Source organism: Bacillus sp. HMSC036E02 (assembly GCF_001836235.1).
Lineage (GTDB): Bacteria > Bacillota > Bacilli > Bacillales > Bacillaceae_G > Bacillus_A > Bacillus_A cereus.
On sequence record NZ_KV827854.1, the window covers coordinates 109,387 to 130,628 of the forward strand.

Sequence of the window (21,242 nt, forward strand, 5' to 3'; positions counted from 1 at the left end):
TTGTAGGTATTTTGTCTACAAGGCTCTTTTTATTTTCGGCTTAGGGGAATGAAATAGGCATACATTAGAAGGGGAAAGGTGTGAAAATTTAGATGACAAAATGGAAACGAGCAAACCCGAATGGAACGAGAGATTATTTATTCGAAGAATGTACGTTAATTGAAGAAGTAGAACAGAAATTAAGGCTTACTTTTTTAGAGAGAGGTTATGAGGAAATAAGAACACCTACAATTGAATTTTATGATGTTTTTGCATTTCAAAATAGACCGATAGATGAAGAGAAGATGTATAAATTTTTTGATGAAAAGGGAAGGATTATCGTTTTACGTCCAGATATGACAATTCCTTTAGCGAGAGTTATTGGAACACAGAGATGGGATACGCCACTTAAAGTGACGTATAGCGGGAATGTATTTCGAGCGAATGAATCCCATTCTGGAAAATATAATGAAATCGTACAAAGTGGTATTGAAGTTATCGGGATTGATAATGTAAGAGCTGAAATTGAATGTGTAATAAGTGTCATTCAAGCACTTCAAAAGTTGAAGGTGCAATCTTTTACAATTGAGATTGGGCAAGTACAGTTATATAAATGTATTGTAAAAAAACTCTCCATCCATGATGAAGAAGAAAGGGTACTTAGAACGTATATAGAAAGTAAAAATTATGCAGCCCTCTCAAATTTTATCGGAGAAAAGAAATTAAATCGATGCGATGAGACAGTAAGGTTACTTGAGAAATTGCCAAGGCTATTTGGAAATTTAGAAGTTATTGAGGAAGCAGAAAAGCTTGCTTCAAGTAATGAAATGAAAATGGCAATTGCAAGAATAAAAGAAATGTATGAAACAATTGAAACGTTAGGATATGGTTCTTACATATCAATTGATTTGGGCATGATTCAACACTTAGATTACTATACGGGTGTTATTTTCAAAGGATATATATATGAAATTGGAGAAGAAATCGTTAGTGGCGGAAGATACGATGAGCTAATTGGCAATTTTGGAGAAATGCTGCCAGCTGTTGGACTCGCGGTACAAGTAAATCAAATTGTGAAGGCGCTGCAAGAGCAGCAAGAACCATATGAACGAAATCAAATTGATATTGTGATTCATTATGAGTTAAATAGATTAGCGGAAGCAGAAAGGTTACGAAATTTACTTCGAAAGGATGGGAAGAATGCTTGGTTATCTCTATTCTCTAATTTAAGCGATACCTTTCAATTTGCAAGAAAAAATAAAATAGGAACGGTTGTTGAGGCAAAGAATGAATATTTAGTGGAATATGTATGGAATGAGAAATGGGTAGTCCAGAAAGAAGGAGAGGCTTCATGCGTAACATTCAAATTGCGTTAACGAAAGGAAGATTAGAAAAACATGTCATTCCACTTTTTGAGCAGATTGGAATTGATTGTTCCGAGCTCAAAAATAAAGGTCGGAAGCTTGTATTTCAAAGTAAAAATACAAATATTTCATTTATTTTAGTAAAAGCGGTTGATGTTGCTACTTATGTAGAACATGGGGTAGCTGATATTGGCATCGTTGGAAAAGATATTTTAATGGAAAACGAGAAAGATATTTATGAAATGCTGGATTTAGGAGTGGGGATTTGTAAGTTTTGTGTTGCTTCTATTCCTACGTATAATCCGAAGAGTTACCGGAAGAAAAGAATCGCTACGAAATACCCACATATTACTTCTACTTATTTTCATGATAAGGGAGAGGATGTAGAAATTATTAAAATAGAAGGTTCTGTAGAAATCGCTCCTCTTCTTGGATTGGCAGATGCGATTGTAGATATTGTTGAAACAGGAAAAACATTACAAGAGAATGGACTCATTGTATTTGAGGAAATGTACTTTATATCGGCTCGGATGATTGTAAATAAGGCAGCCTTAAAAACTAAAAAAGACGAAATATTCAGCATTATAAATATGATGGAGCAAGAAATCTTATCAGGGAAATAGGAGGATTTAAAATGGAAATCATTTATGAAGACTTTAAGGAGGCATTATCTAAAATAAAAGTGCTAAGAGAAAACGCTAATATAATAGAAGAAACTGTTCAAAGAAGTGTAAGAGAAATCATTAGACATGTAAGGGAAGGAAATGATGAGGCTTTATCTTTCTATACAAAAAAGTTTGATGGTGTAGAGATGAAAGATTTTCGTGTAAGTGAAGAAGAAATACAGCAAGCGAGTATGTTTGTAGAGAATTCATTTTTAGAAGCTTTAAAAGAGGCGAAGAAAAACATTGTTTCGTATCACGAAAAACAAAAGAAGTATTCAATCTTCGATTGTGAAAGTAAAGGCATAATTAGAGGGCAGCTTATTCGGCCATTAGAAAATGTAGGTGTATATGTACCAGGTGGGACAGCTTCATATCCTTCTTCAGTATTAATGAATGTATTGCCGGCGAAACTTGCAGGTGTGAAAAAAATTGTAATGGTAACACCGCCGAGGAAAGGGGGAATTGATCCTCATATAGTAGCTGCTGCAAATCTTGCGGGAGTAGATGAAATTTATACGATAGGTGGCGCACAAGCAATTGCTGCTTTAGCATACGGGACGGAATCGATTCCGAAAGTGGATAAAATAGTTGGACCGGGAAATTTGTACGTCGCTCTAGCGAAACGAGAAGTATACGGGATAGTAAATATCGATATGATTGCTGGTCCATCAGAAATTGTAGTTGTCGCGGATGAAACAGGTAATGCAAAATATATCGCAGCGGATTTATTATCGCAAGCAGAGCATGATGAGAGAGCAACGGCGATTTGTATTACAACGAATATGGAACTAGCTAAAGAAGTAGAAAAAGAGGTAGAAAGACAGTTAGAAACGTTACCAAGAAGTGAAATTGCACGTGAATCAATAAATAGAAATGGAGCCATCTTTATCGTTGCTTCTTTAGAGGAGGCACTAAAGTTATCAAATGAAATTGCTCCAGAACATTTAGAGTTACATATAAAAGAACCGATGAATGCTCTAGATTATGTGAAACATGCAGGCTCTATTTTCCTTGGGCCATATGCACCTGAACCGCTCGGGGATTATTTGGCGGGACCGAATCATGTATTACCAACGAGCGGAACGGCAAGATTTTTTTCTCCGTTATCAGTCGATGATTTCGTGAAAAAATCAAGTTTTATTTCTTATACAGAGGAAGCATTAAAAAATGTACAGCATCATATTGTAGAGCTTGCAAATAAAGAAGGGTTACATGCACATGCGAGAGCAATCCAAATAAGGTTTGAGGAGGAAAAATAATGCGTCAGTCCAGTCAAGCACGTGAGACGAAAGAAACAAAAATTAAATTAAGTTTGCAGCTTGATGAAAGTACGAGTGTATCTATTCAAACGGGGGTTGGTTTTTTCGATCATATGCTGACTTTATTTGCTAGACATGGAAGATTTGGTTTGCAAGTTGAGGCAGAAGGTGATGTATTTGTCGATGCACATCACACCGTTGAAGATGTTGGAATTGTACTCGGAAATTGCTTGAAAGAAGCATTGCAAAATAAAGAAGGAATTAATCGTTACGGTTCCGCGTATGTACCGATGGATGAATCTTTAGGATTTGTTGCAATTGATATAAGTGGACGCTCATATTGTGTATTTCAAGGGGAATTAACAAATCCGAAGCTCGGGGATTTTGATACAGAATTGACGGAAGAATTTTTTAGAGCAGTTGCACATGCTGCCAATATTACATTACATGCGCGCGTTCTATACGGAAGTAATACACATCACAAAATTGAAGCATTATTTAAAGCTTTTGGTAGAGCGCTTAGAGAAGCGGTCGAAAAAAATGCCAACATTACTGGTGTAAATTCAACGAAAGGGATGTTGTAATTGATTGCCATTATAGATTATGGAATGGGGAATATTCGCAGTGTAGAGCAAGCATTAAAATATACTGGCGCAGAGTACATTGTAACGAGTGATAAAGAAGAGATATTGAGAAGCGATGGCGTGATTCTACCGGGAGTAGGTGCATTTCCGAAAGCGATGGAAGTATTAAAAGAAAGAGATTTAGTGTGTGTACTAAAAGAAGTTTGTGACATAGGAAAACCACTCCTCGGTATATGTTTGGGCATGCAACTTTTATTTGAACGAAGTGAGGAACTAAAAGATTGTAGCGGGTTAGGTTTACTACCAGGTGAAATTCGGAAGTTAAAAGTTTCGTATAAAATTCCTCATATGGGATGGAATGAATTAAGGAAGGAAAGAGAATTTCCGCTTTGGAATGGATTAGTGGATGGTTCTTTCGTGTATTATGTTCACTCATATTACGCGGATTGTCCAGATGAAATTGTATGCGGAGTAAGTGATTATGGAATGCAAATACCAGGGTTTGTCGCGAAAGGAAATGTATTTGGTGCACAGTTTCATCCAGAAAAAAGTGGCGAAATAGGCATGCAAATATTAAAAAATTTTCAAGGAGTGGTAGAAGCATGGAAATCTTCCCAGCTATCGATTTAAAAGAAGGGCGATGCGTTAGACTTTATCAAGGAGAGTTTAGTAAAGAAACGGTGATGAATGAAGATCCGGTAGCGCAGGCGATCATATTTGAAAAGCTTGGAGCGGAAATACTACACATTGTTGATTTAGACGGTGCAATTGCTGGCGAGTCGTTAAATTTGCCCGTCATTGAAAAAATCTGCAAGGCGGTACGTATTCCTGTGCAAGTGGGAGGAGGAATTCGTTCACTTGTAACGGTGGAGAAGTTATTGTCAGCAGGTGTAGAAAAAGTGATTTTAGGAACAGCAGCTCTTTATGATAAGTCATTTTTAGAGGAAGCAGTTCGTCTATATAAAGAGAAAATCATTGTTGGAATTGATGCGAAAAATGGTTTCGTAGCAACGAGAGGTTGGCTTGATCTGTCTGAAATTTCTTACGTTAGTTTAGCGAAACAAATGGAAAGTTTAGGTGTTCAAACGATTGTGTTTACAGACATTTCGAAAGACGGGACGCTTGCAGGTCCAAATTTTGAACAATTAGCGATACTTCAAAAAAGTGTGGGCATTCGTCTCATCGCCTCTGGAGGAGTGGCATCTATTCAAGATGTGAAAAAGTTAAATGATATGAATATATATGGTGTCATAATTGGAAAGGCGCTTTACGAGAAAACGATTGATTTAGAAGAAGTGTTACAGGTAACGAAGTTATGTTAGCGAAACGAATCATTCCATGTCTAGATGTGAAAGAAGGGCGAGTCGTAAAGGGTGTAAATTTTATAGGATTACAAGATGTCGGTGATCCGGTTGAAATAGCTGAAGCATATAACGAGGCAGGGGCAGATGAAATCGTATTTTTAGATATTACAGCGACTCATGAAGGAAGAAAAACGATTATAGATGTTGTAGAAAAAACAGCAGCTAAAGTATTTATTCCTCTTACGGTTGGCGGGGGGATTTCAAGTGTGAAAGATATGTACAATTTACTAAGAGCTGGAGCAGACAAAGTTTCAATAAACTCAGCGGCAGTGCGAAACCCGAAGCTTATAGAAGAAGGGACAGAACACTTTGGATCACAATGTATTGTCGTGGCAATTGATGCTAGAAAAGTAGCAGAAGGTAAATGGAACGTATACGTCAACGGCGGAAGAGTTGACACAGGAATGGATGCCATAGAATGGGCGAAGCGTGTTGTTAAACTTGGGGCAGGTGAAATTTTGTTAACGAGTATGGATGCAGATGGAACGAAAAGCGGATATGACCTTCGTTTAACAGAAGAAATTTCAAAAAGTGTTTCCATTCCAGTCATCGCATCAGGGGGCTGTGGTCATACGGATCACATTATAGAAGTTTTTCAAAAGACAACAGTTGATGCAGCGTTAGCGGCATCCATCTTTCATTATGGTGAGGCGACAGTGCAGAGTGTAAAGCGAAAATTAAGAGATGCAAATGTTGAGGTGCGGTTATGAAACCTAATTTTTCAAAAGGATTAATACCAGCAATTGTCATCGAAGAAGGTACGAAAGAAGTTTTAATGCTAGCTTATATGAATGAAGAAGCATATGAAAAAACGTTAGAGACGAAAAGAACATGGTTTTATTCTCGTTCTAGGCAGTCGTTATGGAATAAGGGGGAAACATCAGGGAATCTTCAATATGTGCAATCTTTATATTTAGATTGTGATCAAGATTCAATTGTTGTGAATGTGAAACAAGTAGGATCTGCTTGTCATACGGGAGAGAAGACATGTTTTCACTATCAAATTATATAGGGGGATACATATGGAAAATGCCTTTAAGTTGCTGTATAAAACAATTGAAGAACGAAAGGAAAGCCCACTTCCTGAATCGTATACAAATTATTTATTTTCAAAAGGAGAAGATAAAATTTTAAAGAAAATTGGTGAAGAGTGTGCTGAAGTAATTATCGCATGTAAAAATAATGATAAAGAAGAAGTAGTGAAAGAAATGGTTGATGTATTTTATCACTGTTTCGTTTTATTAGCTGAAAAAAATATTACATTGGAAGATGTCATGCGGGAGGTGAAAGAACGAAATGGAAAGCTTTCGAGAGTTGGGGATAGAAGGGAAATAGATACATTATAAGGGGGAATGTATATGAAAGTAGATTATCATCTTCACTTAGAAGAAGGACCGTATTCAATAGGATGGCTTGCTAAAATAAATGAAGCGCTGGAACGTTATGAACCGCTTCAAGAAAGGCATTCTATTGATTGGCTTATGAAAACACAAGAGCGTTTGCAAAAGCGTGTGAAGGAAGGGCCATTTACAACAGAATGGATGGACCTCTATTTAGAAGAAGCTGTGCGAAAAGGTATAACAGAAGTTGGGATTGTTGATCATTTATATCGTTTTCATGAAGCGAAAGGATATTATGAAAAATATGTAGATATTAGTGATTCTAAGCTCGGTCGTATACAGAAGGAATGGTTAGATCAAGTAAGGGTAGTTTCACTGTATGATTTTACAAAGGTCATTGAAGAGGCGAAAGAACGATGGAGTAAAAGAGGTGTCACACTTAAACTTGGAATTGAAGCGGATTATTTTATTGGTTGTGAAGGAGAGTTAAAAGAATTATTAGCGCTAGGAGACTTTGATTATATAATTGGTTCCGTTCATTTTTTAAATGGCTGGGGATTTGATAATCCAGATACGAAAGAATATTTTGAGAAGCATGACCTACGCGCATTATATGATATGTTTTTTAAAACAGTTGAGAGTGCGATTCGTACCGAGTTATTTGATATTATCGCTCATCTTGATAATATAAAGGTATTTAATTATCGATTGGATGAGAATGAACAGCTTTCTTATTATGAGGAAATTGCCTGTGCGTTAGTAGAAACGAATACGGCAACAGAAATAAATGCAGGATTATACTATCGTTATCCTGTTCGTGAAATGTGCCCAAGTCCACTATATTTACAAGTATTAGCTAAGTATGGTGTTCCAATTACGATTTCTTCGGATGCCCATTATCCAAATGATTTAGGGAATTATGTACAAGAAAATGTACAAACATTACTAGCTCACGGTGTTAATCAGGTTGCAACATTTACGAAGCGAGCAAGAGTAATGAGGTCGCTTGAAGAAGAAGTAACAAATTCAAAATGAAACGCAATTTTTTGATGAAAACCGTCCTTTTTGTTCAAAATAAGAAAGAATGAAAAGGAGGGTAAGAAATGGCGAAACAACAAAATAAACAAAATGTACAAGGTGCACAGCAACAAGCTTATACTTCTGAAACGAATGCTGAATCTCAATCGGTTATTGAGGAGCAAATTAGCGATACGGTTGCAGAAGGAACGATTGATGTGAAGCTTGGAAAAGAATCGCAGGAAAAAGCGTAAGAAAAGGGGAGAGTTGCATCTCCTCTTTTTTCATGGAAAAGTGTCGATTTTTAAAACTATAATCAAATTCCTTGGTTTTTATATGTGGATTTCTTACAATGAAATATAAGAGATATCTTATTTTCTATAGAAGAGGTGTTAGTAGTGGCAAAAATATTAGTAGCGGGAAAAATTCCGGAAATTGGATTAGAACTATTAAAAGATCATGATGTAGAAATGTACGATAAAGAGGAGTTAATTTCTATAGATGAATTAACAGAGCGTGTAAAAGATAAAGATGCATTGTTAAGTTTACTTTCGACAAAGGTGCCAAAAGAAGTTATTGATGCAGCGCCTCATTTAAAGATTGTTGCAAACTATGGTGCTGGTTACGACAATATTGATTACAAGTATGCGGGCGAAAAAGGAATTGCAGTTACGAATACACCGAAAGTATCAACGGAAGCGACTGCAGAATTAACATTTGCACTTCTTTTAGCAGCGGCGCGTAGAATTCCTGAAGGGGATACGTTATGTCGTACGACTGGATTTAACGGATGGGCACCGTTATTTTTCTTAGGACGAGAAGTTCATGGTAAGACAATCGGAATTATAGGTCTTGGAGAAATCGGGAAGGCTGTTGCAAAACGTGCGAAAGCATTTGGAATGGATGTTTTATATACAGGGCCAAATCGTAAGCTTGAAGCTGAAAGTGAGCTGGGGGCAACGTATGTGATGTTGGAAGAATTATTACAAACAGCAGACTTTATTACAATTAACTGTGCTTATAATCCAAATTTACATCATATGATTGATGAAGAGCAGTTTAAAATGATGAAGAAAACAGCGTATATTGTAAATGCTTCACGTGGACCAATTATGAATGAAGCAGCACTTGCTCATGCATTAAAAACGAATGAAATTGAAGGAGCAGCTCTTGACGTGTTTGAATTTGAACCGAAAATTACAGAAGAGCTAAAAGAATTAAAGAATGTAGTACTTGCTCCACACGTAGGGAATGCAACATTTGAAACTCGTGATGCGATGGCTGAAATGGCTGTCAGAAATATTTTAGCTGTATTAAACGGCGAAGAGCCAGTAACACCTGTAAATCAAAAGGTATTAGTTACAAAATAAAAAGAAACCTTCCGGACTCGGAAGGTTTTCTTATTTTTCTTTATTCGCTTTTTTAGACGGTCTTTGTCTAATGAATTGAGATAACATGTACAAAATATATAGTGGAATGGCAATAAATAAGAAAACAGAAAAATTTCCAAATCCTGTTTGATACATTGTAATAATGATTCCAACTAAAAATAGTGTAATAATGATGCTATATCGTGGAATTGGTACATCTTTTAAACTTGGGATACGAATGCGGCTCACCATTAAAAATGCGAACGTTACAAATACGGTAATAAGAACGATTTTTGGAATGGTATGTGAAAATAATGTTAAGAAAGCAACAAGCCCTCCCGCTGCTGTAATCGGTACTCCAGTGAAATATTTCATTGAAGTAGAAGATGGTGTTACATTAAATCGTGCTAAACGATATGCTCCGAAAAGAGGGAATAATCCCGCTATGTATAATCCGATGATTCCGTAGTTTGAGAAAGATGTGTAATACATTAAAACAGCTGGTGCTGCACCAAATGTTACGACATCTGCAAGCGAGTCGAGCTCTTTTCCCATTTGTGAATCAACACGTAATAAACGAGCAACACGACCATCAAGACTATCTAACATCATCCCGATAAGTACTAAAATAGCAGCTGATTTATAATATCCTAAAGATGCATAGCCGATTGATAAAAATCCGCTATATAAATTTCCGAGCGTAAATAAGTTTGGAATAGCTGCTCTATACAAAATCTGATCCCTTGCTTTCTGTAATAAATTCTTAATTAGTGTATGAAAGTTTACTTATTTTATCATACCATAAATTTATTCCTCATACGAAAGAAATTACCAATTTGTGAAAGATTTCATAGAAGGATGGTTTGAAAATTAAGTGAAAATAAAAAGAGGAAGCAACTTGTATAAAGTTGCTTCCTTTACTATTCAAATTTCGTTGTCATCGTTCCAGTTTTATATCGATTATTAGGATCGAAGCGTAATAAATCTCCATAAATTAATTTATCGGAGAGTTTTAATTCTGTTTTTGCTTTTTCAATATACGGCTGACATAGCGTCATGTCAGCTTCTTCACCCGTACTTCTTTTGTAGCACATATTTTTTGTATAAACATACTCTTCAGAAACAAAGCTACCATCACGCATTACCATAAGCGGGTCTTTCTCTTTAATAAATAAGTCAGTTCCAAATTCAACGGATTTATTTGTTTTAATACCAAGTAAATGAAGGAGCGTTGGCTTAATATCAATTTGACCGGATACTTTAGAAACAACTTTTCCTTCTTGGCCAGGCACATGAATAATAAGAGGGACTCGTTGTAATTGCATAGAATCGAATGGTGTAATAGTATCTTTTCCTAGGAACTGTGCCATAGCTGCGTTATGGTTTTCGGAAATACCGTAATGATCACCATAGATGACAATAACGGAATTATCATACAATCCTTCTTCTTTTAATTGTTTAATAAATAATTTAAGAGCTTCATCTGTGTAACGAACAGTTGGGAAGTAGCGGTTTACAACACCACTTTCCGAGTTGAATTCATCAACATATTGATCTTCCGGATTTAGAAGAAATGGAAAATGATTTGTTAATGTAATAAATTTTGTATAGAACGGTTGCGGTAAAGATTTTAACTTTGGAATAGATTGTTCAAAGAACTCTTTATCTTTTAATCCCCAACCGACAGACATTTGCTCCGTTCCTGCGTAATCATTTAAATTAAAGTAACGATCATATCCAAGCGCAGGATACATTACATCCCGATTCCAAAACGTTTTATCATTTGAATGGAAGACGGCAGAAGAATATCCGTATTTCTTTAATTGTTCTGGTGTCGCTGTGTATTCATTTGTTGCATGAGTAAAGAATACAGAACCACGATCTAGCGGATAAAGTGAGTTTTCAACGATAAATTCAGCATCAGAAGTTTTACCTTGTCCAGTTTGATGATAGAAGTTATCGAAATAGAAACTATCCTTAATAAATTCATTTAAAAATGGTGTAATTTCTTTTCCATTTATTTTTTTATTAATAACAAAGCTTTGTGTAGATTCCATTGAAATTAAAATTACATTTTTACCTTTTGCAGCTCCAAATAAGTTTTTATCAACTTGTTTGTCTTTTGAGTCTGTATAGTTTTTAATTTCAGAAAACCCATCCCCACTTGCAAATACACGCTCAGCTGAGGACTTGGATTGAAGCGTAATATCAAATAGATGATATGTGTATAAACCTAAATTCTTCACGACAGTTTGACGGTCAAATGAGCGTGAGAACATTTGTGGTTTATAAATAACTGATACAACAATTTGTAGTGCTAATAAAGCTGTTACACCGCTAAAGAAAGTTCGCTTCTCTGAGCGGGAAAGTGGTGTTTTGTCGCCAAATGATGGGAATTTACGCGAAATAAACATTAAAATAATTGCATCTGCAAATAAAAGTAATGTTTTGTACGTAAAGAGTTCTTTTATACTTGTCCCTAAATCAGCCATATTGTTTGTTTGGAATAAAACTGGGAAAGTAACGAAATCGTTATAGAACCCATAAAACATTGCGTTTCCAAATAAAATAAATGACAGTATAAAACTGATTCCAATTATAATTCGGTTTCGGTGCTTAGATGCAAGTAAAGCTAAGCCGAAAAATAAAAGTAACGCAGCTAGTGGATTGATAAAAAGCATGAATTCTTCAAAGAAATTATCAATTTTAATATCAAATGCTAGCTTGTACACAATATATGTTTTAATCCATAGTAAAACGACTGCAACGAGTGCAAATCGCAGTTTTGGAAACAGATGTTGTAGCATAATATACTCCTCTCCTAAAAAGCATGACAGTTCTTGAGAGTCAGTTTGCTTAACGACTCATTTTATATATACGAACAGTCCTTTGTTATTATGATTATTATACTATGAGTATCATTATACGAAAATAAAAGAAGGTTGTGGGCTTTTTTATAATAATCGAGTAGAAAAAGAGTGGTGGGAGACAATAAAACAGAATTTCTATGTATGATAATTATCGTACGCAGAAAGAATCGCGTGATAATACGGAGGTTATAATGCGAAAATTATTATATTTTATAGCATGCAGTAGTGTTATACTTTTTACTTCACCGAGTGTGTCGGTAGCCCAATATGATGCACCTCTTATGGAAGATGCACTTTATTCTGTTTTATTTCCAAAAATAAATAAAGCAATTGAAAAACAATATGGAAGTTTGAAACCTTATCAATGTCCTAAAATTATTAGTTTAAAAAAAGTGTATAGCGGTACATATTTATTTCAAGCAAGTATTGAAGTGACAAAGTATGAACGTGTTGCTGGGAAAATTGCTCCACCATTTGAGAAGGTAACGATTACATTTAATAACGAAGAAGGCGAATGGGAAGTAACAAAGGTATTAGTAAAGCGCTTACCAGACGATACGAAATTAAACTGCAAAAAAACAATATAAAAAATTGTTTGACAAATAAAATGGTCCTTTGGTATTGTTAATAGCAACAATTAGATGTTTGAAAATTAAATAGACTTACCTCATCTACTCTCAAAGGTAGAGGCCGCGATAGGAAAGAGTAAGCTATGGGAGATTTAATGGAATCTGTGATCATAGGTTGAAAGGGACTATTGCCGAAATATAAGAATAACCATCTTATTCATATATTGGGACTGCATTGAATAAATGTAGTACTGTCATAAGATTTATTTTATGGAGAGCTATTTGGAGATGTTGATGCGGTTTCTTATTTTGAGGAGATAACAACTCGTTTATTTTTTCAATATATATTTTTCCTAATAAGAAACGCGTGTGAACATTGTTCCGCGCGTTTTTTGTCTATCTAAAAGCGTGCTGCAATGAATAGAAGATTGGGGTTATGAGTTTTAGAGGAAATAAGGGAGGAATTTAAATGTATTTACACGGCACAAGCCGAATTAATGGGCAAGGACACTTAGAAATTGGAGGGTGCGATACGACGCAGCTAGCAAAGCAATACGGAACACCACTTTATGTATACGATGAAGAGTCTATCCGAGGAAAATGTCGAGCATTTCATCGTGCTTTTAAAGAAAGTGGTTTCTCTTATCAAGTAGCATATGCAAGCAAGGCGTTCTTGTGCATGGAGATGTGCCGAGTAGCTCGTGAAGAGAGTATGTCATTAGACGTTGTTTCTGGGGGAGAATTATATACTGCGCTCCAAGCAGGATTTCCGGCATCACGTATTCATTTTCATGGAAATAATAAAACAGAAGAAGAAATAGTGATGGCTCTTCAGGCGAATATCGGTTGTTTTGTCGTAGATAACTTCTTTGAATTAGAAGTTTTACACGATTTAGCGATGCAACATGGGAAATTTGTGAACATATTAATTCGTGTAACGCCTGGAGTAGAGGCGCACACACATGAATATATTACAACAGGTCAAGATGATTCGAAATTTGGATTTGGCGTTTCAAACGGTCAAGCGATGCAGGCAATTGGATTTGCTTTACAAAAATCAAATTATAATGTGCTAGGGATCCATTCACATATTGGATCACAAATATTTGAAACAGCTGGTTTTGTTCGAGCGATTGAAGTTCTTCGCCAATTTTTAGAAGAAGTGAGAGAGCAAACAAACTATGTAGTAAAAGTGTTAAATGTAGGCGGAGGATTTGGAATACGTTACACAGAGTCAGATACACCATTAACTCTTGAGACATATGTGCGAGCTGTAACAAGTGCAGTGAGAGAACAATTTACTGTATGTGAATATCCATTGCCAGAAATATGGGTTGAACCAGGCCGTAGCATTGTAGGTGATGCTGGGACAACACTTTATACAGTTGGATCTGTGAAAGATATTCCTGGTATTCGGAAATATGTATCAGTCGATGGTGGAATGACAGATAATTTAAGACCAGCTTTATATAGCGCGCGTTATGAAGCGATGTTAGCGAATCGAGGGAATGATGAGAATGAGGAACTCGTTTCGATTGCCGGGAAATGCTGTGAGAGTGGAGACATGTTGATTTGGGATATTCATTTACCGAAAGTCGCTGCTTCTGATTTACTAGCAGTTTCCTGTACAGGAGCATACGGGTACTCGATGGCGAATAATTACAATCGGATTCGAAGACCAGCCGTTGTCTTTGCAAAAGGCGGAACATCGCAAGTAGTTGTGGAACGTGAAACATATGAAAATATTATTGGGAACGATCGCATACGTATTAAAGAGCTTGTCTAAATAGGAAAAGGAGTTGTTCGTATGGGCAATTCCTTTTTTATAAAATAAAATAATTAAAATATATCGGAAAACTAGGATTGAAAAAAATCAGAATTGTGATAAAATACAAATACAAAGCTTATCAAGAGAAGCGGAGGGAACTGGCCCGAAGAAGCTCGGCAACCTGCTTATAGAAAGCAAGGTGCTAAATCCAGCAAAATGGGATCCATTTTGAAAGATAAGGTAAAATATATTACCGAACAGTCTTTTCGAAATGGGAAAGATTTTTTTTATGAATAAAAAGGGGGGCTGTTTGCGTGAGTGTACGGGAACATTTTGATGAAGTATCCGAGAAGATTGAAGCGATGCTTGCTGATATGAAATATGGTTCAATTACAATTGTTGTGCAAGATGGAAAAGTAATTCAGTTAGAGAAAAGTGAAAAAGTACGTTTAAAGTGAAAAGCGCTGACTAGAAAAACTAGAGGCGGTTTTAACCTATTTTCATTAGGTTAAAACCGTCTTTTTGCTTTTACAGGGGGAAAAAACATGTTGACGTATGAAACGTGGGAAGAAAATGTTGTTTCATTTTCGGAAGAAGACGAAACAAAAGGCGCGCTATCAGTATTAAAGTGGGCTTATGGAGAGTATAAAGATGAAATTGTCTACGCATGTAGCTTTGGGGTGGAAGGTATGGTATTGCTGCACCTTATAAACCAAGTAAATCCATATGCTAAAGTCGTATTTTTGGATACAAATGTTCATTTTCAAGAAACGTATGAATTAATTCGGAAAGTGCGGGAAAGATTTCCTTCATTGAATATTATAGAAAAACAGCCAGAACTTACACTTGATGAACAGACGAAGTTGCATGGTGAAAAACTGTGGGAGAGCAATCCGAATCTTTGTTGTAAGATTAGAAAAATTTTACCTTTAGAAAAATCATTAGTAGTGGAAAAAGCATGGATATCAGGCTTAAGAAGGGAACAATCAGAAACACGTAAGCATACAAAGTTTATAAATCAAGATCATCGTTTTCAATCTATTAAAGTTTGTCCACTCATTCATTGGACGTGGAAAGAAGTTTGGCGATATGTATACAAACATAGCTTGCCGTATAACCCGTTGCATGATATTGGTTATCCAAGTATTGGGTGTGAGAAATGTACGTTACCTGTTGGGGATGGTGGCGATTCAAGAGATGGTAGATGGGCTGGAAAAGTGAAAACTGAATGTGGTCTTCATTACCAATAAGATGAATCTTGAAATAAAGCTAAGAGAGGATATAGAAAAATGAGCATAGTAAACGAATTAGTAAACCGTATAGATGAGGCATATGACGTATCACAAATTGAAAAAGAAATTAAGTTAGACAATATTGCGTTAAGTGATTTAGAACTATTGGCGACAGGTGGATATAGCCCCCTTACTGGTTTTTTAGGGAAGGAAGATTATGATTCAGTCGTAGAAACGCTTCGTTTAGCAAATGGTAGTGTGTGGAGTATACCAATTACATTACCTGTAACAGAAAAAGTCGCAGAAAGCCTGAAAGTTGGAGAGGAAGTAAAGCTTGTCAACAATGGAAATATATATGGTGTCATTCAAATAGAAGATATTTTTGTACCAGATAAAGAAAAAGAAGCGTTACTTGTATATAAAACAACGGATGGGGCTCATCCAGGAGTGGAAAAATTATATGAACGACCAAACGTTTACGTTGGAGGAACTATTATTCTAACAAAACGCTTTGAAAATAATCAATTTCCTTCTTATCATTTAGACCCAATTGAAACGAGGGAAGAATTTAAAAAACGTGGGTGGAAAACAGTGGTCGGGTTTCAAACGAGAAACCCGGTACATCGTGCCCATGAGTATATCCAAAAGTCTGCTCTTGAAATTGTAGATGGTCTCTTTTTAAATCCACTCGTTGGAGAAACGAAATCGGATGATATTCCTGCTGATGTAAGAATGGAAAGCTATGAAGTACTCCTTCAAAACTATTATCCGAAAAATCGTGTCTTTTTAAGTGTATTTCCTGCTGCAATGCGTTACGCAGGACCAAGGGAAGCAATATTTCATGCGTTAGTAAGAAAGAATTTTGGATGTACCCACTTTATTGTAGGGCGTGATCATGCTGGAGTAGGAGATTATTACGGAACATACGAAGCGCAAGAAATTTTCACGAATTTTACGATAGAAGAGTTAGGAATTACACCACTATTCTTTGAACATAGTTTTTACTGCACGAAATGTGAAGCGATGGCTTCAACGAAAACATGTCCGCACGGAAAAGAAGATCATGTTATTTTATCGGGTACAAAAGTAAGAGAATTATTAAGAAACGGTGAGATTCCGCCGAGTACATTTAGTCGTAAAGAAGTAGTGGAAGTACTAATTAAAGGATTGAAAAAAGCAGTAGTAACAGAATAGGGAGAGAACGAGATGGATACGAATATTACTTGGCATACAGCGTCGGTTTCAAAAGATGAGAGAAGAGCGAAGAATGGACATCACAGTTTTGTAATTTGGTTTACTGGTTTATCAGCTTCGGGTAAATCTACAGTAGCGAATGCGGTCGCTCGTAAACTGTTTGAAAAGAATATTGGAAATTATGTGCTGGATGGGGATAACATTCGTCACGGTTTAAATAAAGACTTAGGATTTTCTGAAAGTGATCGCATGGAAAATATAAGACGTATTGGCGAAGTGGCAAAGTTATTTGTAGATCAAGGAACAGTTGTCCTTACAGCATTTATTTCACCATTTCGAGTAGACCGTAAACAAGTAAGAGATTTATTAGCGGCAGATGAATTTATTGAAATTTTTGTGAAGTGTCCGATTGAAGAGTGTGAGAAACGAGATCCGAAAGGGCTTTATAAAAAGGCAAGAAAAGGTGACATTAAGGATTTCACAGGTATTGATTCGCCTTATGAAGAGCCAGCACAAGCGGAATTAATTGTAGAAACGCACAAATATTCTATTGCAGAATGTGCGGAACAAATCGTGAAGTATTTACAAGAGCGTAGTTTTATATAGGGGGATAAACAATGAGTTATGAAAAAGTATGGGCTAACAATGAAAAATTAAATCAGACGGAGAAAAATAAATTAGAAAAAGATGGCTTAGAAATTTTTAATGATATTCCTTACTATGCGGAAAATGGATTCGAATCTATTCCGAAAGAAGAGTGGGATGCCTTTAAATGGGCAGGATTGTATTTACAACGTCCAAAAGAAGCTGGTTATTTTATGATGCGGGTAAATATTCCGTCAGGGATTATTACAAATGCACAGGCAGAAGTGCTTGCTTCTATCGCTGAAGATTATGGACGTGATGTAATAGATATTACGACGAGACAAGCGATTCAGTTTCACTGGTTAGAAATTCAGCAAATTCCAGATATTTTTAATAGATTAGCAAGAGTTGGGTTATCTTCAGCGGGGGCTTGTGGTGATATAACGCGTAATATTACAGGTAATCCGCTTGCTGGCATTGATGCAAATGAATTATTTGATACAACGCATATTGTAAAAGAAGTATACGATTACTTCCAGCACAATGAAGAGTTTTCTAATTTACCACGTAAATTTAAAATGTCTATTAGTTCTAATATTTATAACTCAGCAAACGCAGAGATTAACTGTGTTGCATTTACACCTGCTACGAAAGAAATAGATGGTGAGAAAAAAGTTGGTTTTCATATAAAAGTAGGTGGAGGATTATCAGCCCGTCCGTATTTAGCTGATGAATTAGATGTATTCGTTTTACCAGAAGAAGTGAAGGCGGTGGCGATTGCGATTGCTACTATATTCCGTGATTTTGGATATCGTGAAAAACGTCATTTAGCTCGGTTGAAATTTCTTGTTGCGGACTGGGGAGCAGAGAAATTTAAAGAGAAACTAATAGAGTATACAGGGCCTTTACAAAGTAAAGGGGAAAGTGCACTCAAAGGATGGAATGCAGGCTATTTTTATGGTGTTCAAGACCAAAAACAAGAGGGATTAAAATATGTAGGTTTTAATGTACCGGTAGGTCGTTTACATGCAGAAGAAATGTTTGAGATTGCAAGAATCGCAAAGCAATATGGAAATGGACAAATTCGTACATGTAACTCGCAAAACTTCATTATTCCGAACGTTCCTCCGGAAAATGTAAAAGGATTACTTAGTGAACCGCTGTTTGAAGCGATATCTGCTAGCCCGAAATCATTTATTGGTCATGCGGTTTCATGTACCGGTATTGAATATTGTAATCTTGCACTAGTAGAAACGAAAGAAAGATTACGAAAAATTGCAGAATACTTAGATACACAAATTGCACTCGATGTTCCAGTTCGAATTCATATGGTAGGCTGCCCGAATTCATGTGGTCAACGTCAAATTGCTGACATTGGGTTACAAGGTGTGAAAATGAAAACGAAGGAAAAAGGCATTGTTGAAGCGTTTGAAATATACGTAGGTGGAACATTATTAGATGGCGGTGCCTACAATCAAAAGTTAAAAGGAAAAATAGATGGCGAGGATCTACCTGATGTACTCGCATCATTTATAAGTTATTTCAAAGAGAATAAATTACCAGCTGAAACATTTTATGATTTTGTAGGTCGTGTTGGTGTAGATACATTACAAATAGCGTTAAATAACGTGCTAGAAGAAGTAATAGCGTCTTAGGAGGGACGATATGGATTTATATCGATTTGAAGCTGTGTTAGTAAATAGTATTGTTCCGATTGTTGTTGTTGCTCAAAGTGAAGAACAGGCATTTAAGCTTGCGGAGATTGAGCTTGAAAAGCATTTTTTACCGTTGCCAGAGGTAAAAGAGATTTCTTTGTTTGAAAAAAAGAAGATTCGAAAAGGTGCGGCATTTGTTATCCATGAGTAGAGATCAGTAATACGAAAAAATAAAAACTTCCATTCTTATATACGAATGGAAGTTTCATTTTAATAGAAGAAATGAGGAGAGATGATGGGAAAGGTTTATATTGTTGGAGCGGGTCCTGGCGATCCAGATTTAATTACTGTTAAAGGGTTGAAATGTATTGAGAAGGCAGATGTTATTTTATACGACCGACTTGTGAATAAAGAGCTGCTTTCACACGCAAAGCCTGACGCGGATTTAATTTATTGCGGAAAACTCCCGAATTATCACACGATGAAGCAAGAGACAATTAACACGTTTCTTATTAAGTATGCGAAAAAAGGAAAAGTTGTAACGAGGCTTAAGGGCGGCGATCCATTTGTGTTTGGTAGAGGGGGAGAAGAAGCTGAAGCATTAGCAAAGCAAGGTGTACCATTTGAAATCATTCCTGGTATTTCAGCTGGAATAGCTGCTCCTGCTTATGCGGGCATTCCAGTGACGCACCGTGATGCAAGTGCAAGTTTTGCTATTGTGACTGGGCATAGGAAAGAAGGTGCTGAAGAAGAAGTGAAATGGGAAAGTTTAGCGAAAGGTGTAGAGACTTTAGCGGTATATATGGGGGTTAGTAATTTGCCCTACATATGTGAGCAACTTATGAAGCATGGAAAAGATAAAAGTACGCCAGCTGCTATTATTGAGCAGGGGACGACGTCTATGCAACGCACAGTTGTTGGAACGTTAGGGACAATTGTAGATGTTGCGAAAAAAGAGCAAATTCAAAATCCGAGCATGATTGTAATTGGAGAAGTTGTCCGTTTTAGAGAAAAAATTCATTGGTTTGAGAAGCAGACAGAAAATGCTTATCAAGTAAGTGGAGTGTTGTAAAATGAAAGCCGTTTTATATATATGTCATGGAAGTCGTTTGAAGACAGCGAAAGAAGAGGCGATTCAATTTATTACATCGTGTATGAGCCGTATAGAAGCGACTATTCAAGAAGTTTGTTTTTTAGAGTTAGCGAATCCTTCTATTGAAGATGGTTTTCGTACATGTGTGAAGCGTGGGGCCACAGAGATTATTGCTATCCCTGTTTTTTTATTAGCGGCAGGTCATGTGAAGAAAGATATTCCGTTTGAATTGGTAAAGCTCAAGAATCAATATCCAAATGTTAAAGTGACTTATGGTAATCCGTTTGGTGTATCAGAAACACTTGTTAAATCGGTGTATAGCGGAAGTGGCATCGAACAGGAAGATAAAAATGAAGTGACGTTACTTCTCGTTGCAAGAGGGAGTAGTGATCCTGAAGTATTAAGAGATATAAACTGGATTGCTTCTTTATTTCAAACAAAAGAGAAGGTTAAAAAAGTAGAAGTTTGTTATTTAGCGGCTGCAGAGCCAAAATTTGAGAAGAAGTTAAAGGAAGTTGTAGAACGAAAAGAAAAGAACATCGTTGTACTGCCTTACTTGTTATTTACAGGTTTACTTATGAAACATATTGAGAAAGAAGTGCGCCAATATGAATTGGAAGAGATAAAAATCAGTCCATATTTAGGGAAGAATGAAGCGTTTCAAGATATGTTAATTCAGAAAACGACGGAGTTATTGAAAGGAGATCAGAATGTATCCACTTACAGTGCGAGTTAATGAGAAACGCGTTGTTGTTATTGGCGGGGGAAAAGTTGCAGGATTTAAAATTATTCCTTTACTCAAACAGGGTGCGGATATAGTTGTGATAAGTCCAGAATTAGATGCGAATTTAGTAAAACTTGTGGAAGAAAAGAAAATTCGTTGGTATCAAAGAGAATATGAAAAAAGTGATATTAAAAGTGCTTTTTTAGTTGTTGCAGCGAGTAGTGATTCAATATTAAATGAACAAGTTGCTGAAGATGCCGCCGAGAATCAATTAGTAAATGTTATTACAAATCCGGAAAGTGGTAATGTTCATTTTCCGGCAGCAATTCATCGTGGTTTACTTAATATAGCAGTTTCTACTGGGGGAGCGAGCCCTAAGCTCGCAAAAAAAATTCGAGATGAGATTGCAAATAAATATGATGAGACATATGAATTGTATTTAGATTTTTTATATGAAGTAAGGGTGAAGTTAAAAGATTTACAGTTAGAAAAGAGAGAGCGAAATATATTGCTCCAAGAAGTGTTGAAATCAGTATATGTGCAAAACGAGGGGAAAAGAGAAAGTTTTTTACGAGAATTAGAGGAAAAGGTTTTAAAATAATAAAAGATA

25 protein-coding genes and 2 riboswitches are annotated in these 21,242 nt (G+C 36.2%); of the genes, 23 read left to right on the forward strand and 2 right to left on the reverse strand.

Translation table 11 applies throughout. The features are described 5' to 3' along the window. Nucleotides 1–92 precede the first annotated feature (92 nt). The 12 genes from HMPREF2590_RS16430 to HMPREF2590_RS16485 all read left to right on the forward strand — a co-directional run bounded on the left by HMPREF2590_RS16430 (nt 93) and on the right by HMPREF2590_RS16485 (nt 8,942). Nucleotides 93–1,355 carry an ATP phosphoribosyltransferase regulatory subunit gene (locus HMPREF2590_RS16430; RefSeq protein WP_000170293.1) on the forward strand — a complete coding sequence of 421 codons (1,263 nt, stop codon included), beginning with the start codon at nt 93–95 and terminating at the stop codon, nt 1,353–1,355. Further along, nucleotides 1,331–1,966, forward strand: coding sequence for an ATP phosphoribosyltransferase (hisG, locus tag HMPREF2590_RS16435; RefSeq protein WP_001244487.1), 636 nt, complete (start codon nt 1,331–1,333; stop codon nt 1,964–1,966). Before HMPREF2590_RS16430 ends, hisG begins: the two co-directional genes overlap by 25 nt. 11 nt (nt 1,967–1,977) lie before the next feature. Next, the gene (gene hisD, locus HMPREF2590_RS16440; protein ID WP_000402914.1) at nt 1,978–3,267 is read left to right on the forward strand and encodes a histidinol dehydrogenase; all 1,290 of its coding nucleotides are present in this window, start codon (nt 1,978–1,980) and stop codon (nt 3,265–3,267) included. Continuing rightward, the gene (hisB, locus tag HMPREF2590_RS16445) at nt 3,267–3,851 is read left to right on the forward strand and encodes an imidazoleglycerol-phosphate dehydratase HisB (protein WP_001249948.1); all 585 of its coding nucleotides are present in this window, start codon (nt 3,267–3,269) and stop codon (nt 3,849–3,851) included. The genes hisD and hisB overlap by 1 nt, the downstream gene beginning before the upstream one ends. Next, the gene (gene hisH / locus HMPREF2590_RS16450) at nt 3,852–4,481 is read left to right on the forward strand and encodes an imidazole glycerol phosphate synthase subunit HisH (protein WP_000560362.1); all 630 of its coding nucleotides are present in this window, start codon (nt 3,852–3,854) and stop codon (nt 4,479–4,481) included. Next, nucleotides 4,454–5,173 carry a 1-(5-phosphoribosyl)-5-[(5-phosphoribosylamino)methylideneamino]imidazole-4-carboxamide isomerase gene (gene hisA, locus HMPREF2590_RS16455; RefSeq protein ID WP_000402298.1) on the forward strand — a complete coding sequence of 240 codons (720 nt, stop codon included), beginning with the start codon at nt 4,454–4,456 and terminating at the stop codon, nt 5,171–5,173. The genes hisH and hisA overlap by 28 nt, the downstream gene beginning before the upstream one ends. Continuing rightward, nucleotides 5,167–5,925: an imidazoleglycerol phosphate synthase cyclase subunit gene (gene hisF / locus HMPREF2590_RS16460; protein WP_000880110.1), complete on the forward strand. Its 759-nt coding sequence runs from the start codon at nt 5,167–5,169 to the stop codon at nt 5,923–5,925. Before hisA ends, hisF begins: the two co-directional genes overlap by 7 nt. Further along, nucleotides 5,922–6,227, forward strand: coding sequence for a phosphoribosyl-AMP cyclohydrolase (gene hisI / locus HMPREF2590_RS16465; RefSeq protein ID WP_000803962.1), 306 nt, complete (start codon nt 5,922–5,924; stop codon nt 6,225–6,227). The genes hisF and hisI overlap by 4 nt, the downstream gene beginning before the upstream one ends. A gap of 10 nt (nt 6,228–6,237) precedes the next feature. After that, nucleotides 6,238–6,561 carry a phosphoribosyl-ATP diphosphatase gene (gene hisE, locus HMPREF2590_RS16470; protein ID WP_000426357.1) on the forward strand — a complete coding sequence of 108 codons (324 nt, stop codon included), beginning with the start codon at nt 6,238–6,240 and terminating at the stop codon, nt 6,559–6,561. 12 nt (nt 6,562–6,573) lie between these two features. Further along, a complete protein-coding gene (locus tag HMPREF2590_RS16475) occupies nt 6,574–7,590 on the forward strand; it encodes a histidinol phosphate phosphatase domain-containing protein (protein ID WP_000861845.1) in 1,017 nt (338 codons plus the stop codon). Nucleotides 7,591–7,658: 68 nt separating this feature from the next. Beyond that, entirely contained in the window at nt 7,659–7,826 is a 168-nt protein-coding gene (locus HMPREF2590_RS16480) for a YozQ family protein (protein ID WP_001118880.1), read from the forward strand. Nucleotides 7,827–7,970: 144 nt separating this feature from the next. Next, a complete protein-coding gene (locus HMPREF2590_RS16485; RefSeq protein WP_001062829.1) occupies nt 7,971–8,942 on the forward strand; it encodes an NAD(P)-dependent oxidoreductase in 972 nt (323 codons plus the stop codon). Nucleotides 8,943–8,972: 30 nt separating this feature from the next. Here HMPREF2590_RS16485 and pssA read toward each other — a convergent pair whose 3' ends face one another. Then, nucleotides 8,973–9,674 (reverse strand): CDP-diacylglycerol--serine O-phosphatidyltransferase, encoded by a 702-nt coding sequence (gene pssA, locus HMPREF2590_RS16490; protein WP_000285417.1) that lies wholly within the window; start codon nt 9,672–9,674, stop codon nt 8,973–8,975. Between the two features lie 188 nt (nt 9,675–9,862). Continuing rightward, nucleotides 9,863–11,749 carry an LTA synthase family protein gene (locus tag HMPREF2590_RS16495; protein ID WP_000939082.1) on the reverse strand — a complete coding sequence of 629 codons (1,887 nt, stop codon included), beginning with the start codon at nt 11,747–11,749 and terminating at the stop codon, nt 9,863–9,865. Between the two features lie 254 nt (nt 11,750–12,003). Between HMPREF2590_RS16495 and HMPREF2590_RS16500 the strand changes: the two genes are divergently transcribed. From HMPREF2590_RS16500 to HMPREF2590_RS16550, 11 genes are all read left to right on the forward strand, one after another. After that, nucleotides 12,004–12,399, forward strand: a complete 396-nt coding sequence (locus tag HMPREF2590_RS16500) for a DUF3888 domain-containing protein (protein WP_001228824.1) — start codon at nt 12,004–12,006, stop codon at nt 12,397–12,399. 89 nt (nt 12,400–12,488) lie between these two features. After that, nucleotides 12,489–12,670: riboswitch (Lysine riboswitch) on the forward strand. Nucleotides 12,671–12,850: 180 nt separating this feature from the next. Next, nucleotides 12,851–14,167: a diaminopimelate decarboxylase gene (lysA, locus tag HMPREF2590_RS16505; protein ID WP_000280677.1), complete on the forward strand. Its 1,317-nt coding sequence runs from the start codon at nt 12,851–12,853 to the stop codon at nt 14,165–14,167. Nucleotides 14,168–14,282: 115 nt separating this feature from the next. Further along, nucleotides 14,283–14,391: riboswitch (SAM riboswitch) on the forward strand. 72 nt (nt 14,392–14,463) lie between these two features. Continuing rightward, nucleotides 14,464–14,607: a YezD family protein gene (locus HMPREF2590_RS16510; protein ID WP_000116158.1), complete on the forward strand. Its 144-nt coding sequence runs from the start codon at nt 14,464–14,466 to the stop codon at nt 14,605–14,607. 87 nt (nt 14,608–14,694) lie between these two features. Further along, nucleotides 14,695–15,399, forward strand: a complete 705-nt coding sequence (locus HMPREF2590_RS16515) for a phosphoadenylyl-sulfate reductase (protein ID WP_000959011.1) — start codon at nt 14,695–14,697, stop codon at nt 15,397–15,399. A 39-nt stretch (nt 15,400–15,438) separates the two neighbouring features. Then, on the forward strand, nt 15,439–16,575 hold the full coding sequence (gene sat / locus HMPREF2590_RS16520) for a sulfate adenylyltransferase (protein ID WP_000029484.1): 1,137 nt from the start codon (nt 15,439–15,441) through the stop codon (nt 16,573–16,575). Between the two features lie 12 nt (nt 16,576–16,587). After that, on the forward strand, nt 16,588–17,181 hold the full coding sequence (gene cysC, locus HMPREF2590_RS16525; protein ID WP_000380492.1) for an adenylyl-sulfate kinase: 594 nt from the start codon (nt 16,588–16,590) through the stop codon (nt 17,179–17,181). An 11-nt stretch (nt 17,182–17,192) separates the two neighbouring features. Continuing rightward, nucleotides 17,193–18,815, forward strand: coding sequence for a nitrite/sulfite reductase (locus HMPREF2590_RS16530; RefSeq protein ID WP_000119614.1), 1,623 nt, complete (start codon nt 17,193–17,195; stop codon nt 18,813–18,815). 10 nt (nt 18,816–18,825) lie between these two features. Continuing rightward, complete coding sequence (locus HMPREF2590_RS16535) at nt 18,826–19,026, forward strand: DUF3906 family protein (RefSeq protein WP_000366913.1); 201 nt, start codon at nt 18,826–18,828, stop codon at nt 19,024–19,026. A gap of 84 nt (nt 19,027–19,110) precedes the next feature. Beyond that, entirely contained in the window at nt 19,111–19,887 is a 777-nt protein-coding gene (cobA, locus tag HMPREF2590_RS16540) for a uroporphyrinogen-III C-methyltransferase (protein WP_000521255.1), read from the forward strand. A gap of 1 nt (nt 19,888) precedes the next feature. Then, a complete protein-coding gene (locus tag HMPREF2590_RS16545) occupies nt 19,889–20,644 on the forward strand; it encodes a sirohydrochlorin chelatase (protein ID WP_000648891.1) in 756 nt (251 codons plus the stop codon). After that, complete coding sequence (locus HMPREF2590_RS16550; protein ID WP_000283358.1) at nt 20,619–21,233, forward strand: NAD(P)-binding protein; 615 nt, start codon at nt 20,619–20,621, stop codon at nt 21,231–21,233. The genes HMPREF2590_RS16545 and HMPREF2590_RS16550 overlap by 26 nt, the downstream gene beginning before the upstream one ends. Nucleotides 21,234–21,242: the final 9 nt, after the last annotated feature.